Below are 5,899 nucleotides of genomic sequence, written 5' to 3'. Positions count from 1 at the left end.
CAGCTCTTTGGGAAGCTAAGAAACAACTCGCTCTGCACAGTGCTCTTACAGCCTACCGGGAACATTCTTCCAAAGGCCTGTGAAACGCAGTTTCTTTGCAGGCCTGATCTGGCTGAAGTAGGACTTCTGCTCTGGGTGTGCTACTTTGCCCTAGAGCTGAAAGGCACAACGTGCAGGCTTCTTTCCAAAGGGCGAGTTGGGCCCCACAGCATCTTGCTTCCAGCTCTTTGGGAAGCTAAGAAACAACTCGCTCTGCACAGTGCTCTTACAGCCTACCGGGAACATCTCTTCCAAAGGCCTGTGAAACGCAGTTTCTTTGCAGGCCTGATCTGGCTGAAGTAGGACTTCTGCTCTGGGTGTGCTACTTTGCCCTAGAGCTGAAAGGCACAACGTGCAGGCTTCTTTCCAAAGGGCGAGTTGGGCCCCACAGCATCTTGCTTCCAGCTCTTTGGGAAGCTAAGAAACAACTCGCTCTGCACAGTGCTCTTACAGCCTACGGGAACATCTCTTCCAAAGGCCTGTGAAACGCAGTTTCTTTGCAGGCCTGATCTGGCTGAAGTAGGACTTCTGCTCTGGGTGTGCTACTTTGCCCTAGAGCTGAAAGGCACAACGTGCAGGCTTCTTTCCAAAGGGCGAGTTGGGCCCCACAGCATCTTGCTTCCAGCTCTTTGGGAAGCTAAGAAACAACTCGCTCTGCACAGTGCTCTTACAGCCTACGGGAACATCTCTTCCAAAGGCCTGTGAAACGCAGTTTCTTTGCAGGCCTGATCTGGCTGAAGTAGGACTTCTGCTCTGGGTGTGCTACTTTGCCCTAGAGCTGAAAGGCACAACGTGCAGGCTTCTTTCCAAAGGGCGAGTTGGGCCCCACAGCATCTTGCTTCCAGCTCTTTGGGAAGCTAAGAAACAACTCGCTCTGCACAGTGCTCTTACAGCCTACCGGGAACATCTCTTCCAAAGGCCTGTGAAACGCAGTTTCTTTGCAGGCCTGATCTGGCTGAAGTAGGACTTCTGCTCTGGGTGTGCTACTTTGCCCTAGAGCTGAAAGGCACAACGTGCAGGCTTCTTTCCAAAGGGCGAGTTGGGCCCCACAGCATCTTGCTTCCAGCTCTTTGGGAAGCTAAGAAACAACTCGCTCTGCACAGTGCTCTTACAGCCTACCGGGAACATCTCTTCCAAAGGCCTGTGAAACGCAGTTTCTTTGCAGGCCTGATCTGGCTGAAGTAGGACTTCTGCTCTGGGTGTGCTACTTTGCCCTAGAGCTGAAAGGCACAACGTGCAGGCTTCTTTCCAAAGGGCGAGTTGGGCCCCACAGCATCTTGCTTCCAGCTCTTTGGGAAGCTAAGAAACAACTCGCTCTGCACAGTGCTCTTACAGCCTACCGGGAACATCTCTTCCAAAGGCCTGTGAAACGCAGTTTCTTTGCAGGCCTGATCTGGCTGAAGTAGGACTTCTGCTCTGGGTGTGCTACTTGCCCTAGAGCTGAAAGGCACAACGTGCAGGCTTCTTTCCAAAGGGCGAGTTGGGCCCCACAGCATCTTGCTTCCAGCTCTTTGGGAAGCTAAGAAACAACTCGCTCTGCACAGTGCTCTTACAGCCTACCGGGAACATCTCTTCCAAAGGCCTGTGAAACGCAGTTTCTTTGCAGGCCTGATCTGGCTGAAGTAGACTTCTGCTCTGGGTGTGCTACTTTGCCCTAGAGCTGAAAGGCACAACGTGCAGGCTTCTTTCCAAAGGGCGAGTTGGGCCCCACAGCATCTTGCTTCCAGCTCTTTGGGAAGCTAAGAAACAACTCGCTCTGCACAGTGCTCTTACAGCCTACCGGGAACATCTCTTCCAAAGGCCTGTGAAACGCAGTTTCTTTGCAGGCCTGATCTGGCTGAAGTAGGACTTCTGCTCTGGGTGTGCTACTTTGCCCTAGAGCTGAAAGGCACAACGTGCAGGCTTCTTTCCAAAGGGCGAGTTGGGCCCCACAGCATCTTGCTTCCAGCTCTTTGGGAAGCTAAGAAACAACTCGCTCTGCACAGTGCTCTTACAGCCTACGGGAACATCTCTTCCAAAGGCCTGTGAAACGCAGTTTCTTTGCAGGCCTGATCTGGCTGAAGTAGGACTTCTGCTCTGGGTGTGCTACTTTGCCCTAGAGCTGAAAGGCACAACGTGCAGGCTTCTTTCCAAAGGGCGAGTTGGGCCCCACAGCATCTTGCTTCCAGCTCTTTGGGAAGCTAAGAAACAACTCGCTCTGCACAGTGCTCTTACAGCCTACCGGGAACATCTCTTCCAAAGGCCTGTGAAACGCAGTTTCTTTGCAGGCCTGATCTGGCTGAAGTAGGACTTCTGCTCTGGGTGTGCTACTTTGCCCTAGAGCTGAAAGGCACAACGTGCAGGCTTCTTTCCAAAGGGCGAGTTGGGCCCCACAGCATCTTGCTTCCAGCTCTTTGGGAAGCTAAGAAACAACTCGCTCTGCACAGTGCTCTTACAGCCTAGTGGGAACATCTCTTCCAAAGGCCTGTGAAACGCAGTTTCTTTGCAGGCCTGATCTGGCTGAAGTAGGACTTCTGCTCTGGGTGTGCTACTTTGCCCTAGAGCTGAAAGGCACAACGTGCAGGCTTCTTTCCAAAGGGCGAGTTGGGCCCCACAGCATCTTGCTTCCAGCTCTTTGGGAAGCTAAGAAACAACTCGCTCTGCACAGTGCTCTTACAGCCTACGGGAACATCTCTTCCAAAGGCCTGTGAAACGCAGTTTCTTTGCAGGCCTGATCTGGCTGAAGTAGGACTTCTGCTCTGGGTGTGCTACTTTGCCCTAGAGCTGAAAGGCACAACGTGCAGGCTTCTTTCCAAAGGGCGAGTTGGGCCCCACAGCATCTTGCTTCCAGCTCTTTGGGAAGCTAAGAAACAACTCGCTCTGCACAGTGCTCTTACAGCCTACGGGAACATCTCTTCCAAAGGCCTGTGAAACGCAGTTTCTTTGCAGGCCTGATCTGGCTGAAGTAGGACTTCTGCTCTGGGTGTGCTACTTTGCCCTAGAGCTGAAAGGCACAACGTGCAGGCTTCTTTCCAAAGGGCGAGTTGGGCCCCACAGCATCTTGCTTCCAGCTCTTTGGGAAGCTAAGAAACAACTCGCTCTGCACAGTGCTCTTACAGCCTACCGGGAACATCTCTTCCAAAGGCCTGTGAAACGCAGTTTCTTTGCAGGCCTGATCTGGCTGAAGTAGGACTTCTGCTCTGGGTGTGCTACTTTGCCCTAGAGCTGAAAGGCACAACGTGCAGGCTTCTTTCCAAAGGGCGAGTTGGGCCCCACAGCATCTTGCTTCCAGCTCTTTGGGAAGCTAAGAAACAACTCGCTCTGCACAGTGCTCTTACAGCCTACGGGAACATCTCTTCCAAAGGCCTGTGAAACGCAGTTTCTTTGCAGGCCTGATCTGGCTGAAGTAGGACTTCTGCTCTGGGTGTGCTACATTGCCCTAGAGCTGAAAGGCACAACGTGCAGGCTTCTTTCCAAAGGGCGAGTTGGGCCCCACAGCATCTTGCTTCCAGCTCTTTGGGAAGCTAAGAAACAACTCGCTCTGCACAGTGCTCTTACAGCCTACCGGGAACATCTCTTCCAAAGGCCTGTGAAACGCAGTTTCTTTGCAGGCCTGATCTGGCTGAAGTAGGACTTCTGCTCTGGGTGTGCTACATTGCCCTAGAGCTGAAAGGCACAACGTGCAGGCTTCTTTCCAAAGGGCGAGTTGGGCCCCACAGCATCTTGCTTCCAGCTCTTTGGGAAGCTAAGAAACAACTCGCTCTGCACAGTGCTCTTACAGCCTACCGGGAACATCTCTTCCAAAGGCCTGTGAAACGCAGTTTCTTTGCAGGCCTGATCTGGCTGAAGTAGGACTTCTGCTCTGGGTGTGCTACTTGCCCTAGAGCTGAAAGGCACAACGTGCAGGCTTCTTTCCAAAGGGCGAGTTGGGCCCCACAGCATCTTGCTTCCAGCTCTTTGGGAAGCTAAGAAACAACTCGCTCTGCACAGTGCTCTTACAGCCTACGGGAACATCTCTTCCAAAGGCCTGTGAAACGCAGTTTCTTTGCAGGCCTGATCTGGCTGAAGTAGGACTTCTGCTCTGGGTGTGCTACTTGCCCTAGAGCTGAAAGGCACAACGTGCAGGCTTCTTTCCAAAGGGCGAGTTGGGCCCCACAGCATCTTGCTTCCAGCTCTTTGGGAAGCTAAGAAACAACTCGCTCTGCACAGTGCTCTTACAGCCTACCGGGAACATCTCTTCCAAAGGCCTGTGAAACGCAGTTTCTTTGCAGGCCTGATCTGGCTGAAGTAGGACTTCTGCTCTGGGTGTGCTACTTTGCCCTAGAGCTGAAAGGCACAACGTGCAGGCTTCTTTCCAAAGGGCGAGTTGGGCCCCACAGCATCTTGCTTCCAGCTCTTTGGGAAGCTAAGAAACAACTCGCTCTGCACAGTGCTCTTACAGCCTACCGGGAACATCTCTTCCAAAGGCCTGTGAAACGCAGTTTCTTTGCAGGCCTGATCTGGCTGAAGTAGGACTTCTGCTCTGGGTGTGCTACTTTGCCCTAGAGCTGAAAGGCACAACGTGCAGGCTTCTTTCCAAAGGGCGAGTTGGGCCCCACAGCATCTTGCTTCCAGCTCTTTGGGAAGCTAAGAAACAACTCGCTCTGCACAGTGCTCTTACAGCCTACCGGGAACATCTCTTCCAAAGGCCTGTGAAACGCAGTTTCTTTGCAGGCCTGATCTGGCTGAAGTAGGACTTCTGCTCTGGGTGTGCTACTTTGCCCTAGAGCTGAAAGGCACAACGTGCAGGCTTCTTTCCAAAGGGCGAGTTGGGCCCCACAGCATCTTGCTTCCAGCTCTTTGGGAAGCTAAGAAACAACTCGCTCTGCACAGTGCTCTTACAGCCTACCGGGAACATCTCTTCCAAAGGCCTGTGAAACGCAGTTTCTTTGCAGGCCTGATCTGGCTGAAGTAGGACTTCTGCTCTGGGTGTGCTACTTGCCCTAGAGCTGAAAGGCACAACGTGCAGGCTTCTTTCCAAAGGGCGAGTTGGGCCCCACAGCATCTTGCTTCCAGCTCTTTGGGAAGCTAAGAAACAACTCGCTCTGCACAGTGCTCTTACAGCCTACCGGGAACATCTCTTCCAAAGGCCTGTGAAACGCAGTTTCTTTGCAGGCCTGATCTGGCTGAAGTAGGACTTCTGCTCTGGGTGTGCTACTTTGCCCTAGAGCTGAAAGGCACAACGTGCAGGCTTCTTTCCAAAGGGCGAGTTGGGCCCCACAGCATCTTGCTTCCAGCTCTTTGGGAAGCTAAGAAACAACTCGCTCTGCACAGTGCTCTTACAGCCTACCGGGAACATCTCTTCCAAAGGCCTGTGAAACGCAGTTTCTTTGCAGGCCTGATCTGGCTGAAGTAGGACTTCTGCTCTGGGTGTGCTACTTGCCCTAGAGCTGAAAGGCACAACGTGCAGGCTTCTTTCCAAAGGGCGAGTTGGGCCCCACAGCATCTTGCTTCCAGCTCTTTGGGAAGCTAAGAAACAACTCGCTCTGCACAGTGCTCTTACAGCCTACCGGGAACATCTCTTCCAAAGGCCTGTGAAACGCAGTTTCTTTGCAGGCCTGATCTGGCTGAAGTAGGACTTCTGCTCTGGGTGTGCTACATTGCCCTAGAGCTGAAAGGCACAACGTGCAGGCTTCTTTCCAAAGGGCGAGTTGGGCCCACAGCATCTTGCTTCCAGCTCTTTGGGAAGCTAAGAAACAACTCGCTCTGCACAGTGCTCTTACAGCCTACCGGGAACATCTCTTCCAAAGGCCTGTGAAACGCAGTTTCTTGCAGGCCTATCTGGCTGAAGTAGGACTTCTGCTCTGGGTGTGCTACTTTGCCCTAGAGCTGAAAGGCACAA

1 protein-coding gene is annotated in these 5,899 nt (G+C 52.8%); it reads left to right on the top strand.

The genetic code is table 11. The features are described from left to right. Window positions 1-342 (top strand): hypothetical protein (locus DXZ77_RS12785; protein WP_220181671.1); only part of this gene is annotated, 342 nt, incomplete at its 5' end. Between the last annotated feature and the right edge of the window lie 5,557 nt (window positions 343-5,899).

Origin of the sequence: Dermatophilus congolensis, from assembly GCF_900447215.1 — a bacterium.
Classification (GTDB): domain Bacteria; phylum Actinomycetota; class Actinomycetes; order Actinomycetales; family Dermatophilaceae; genus Dermatophilus; species Dermatophilus congolensis_A.
The sequence above is the reverse complement of the archived record's forward strand: the minus strand, read 5'-3'. Positions and strand labels throughout refer to the sequence as shown.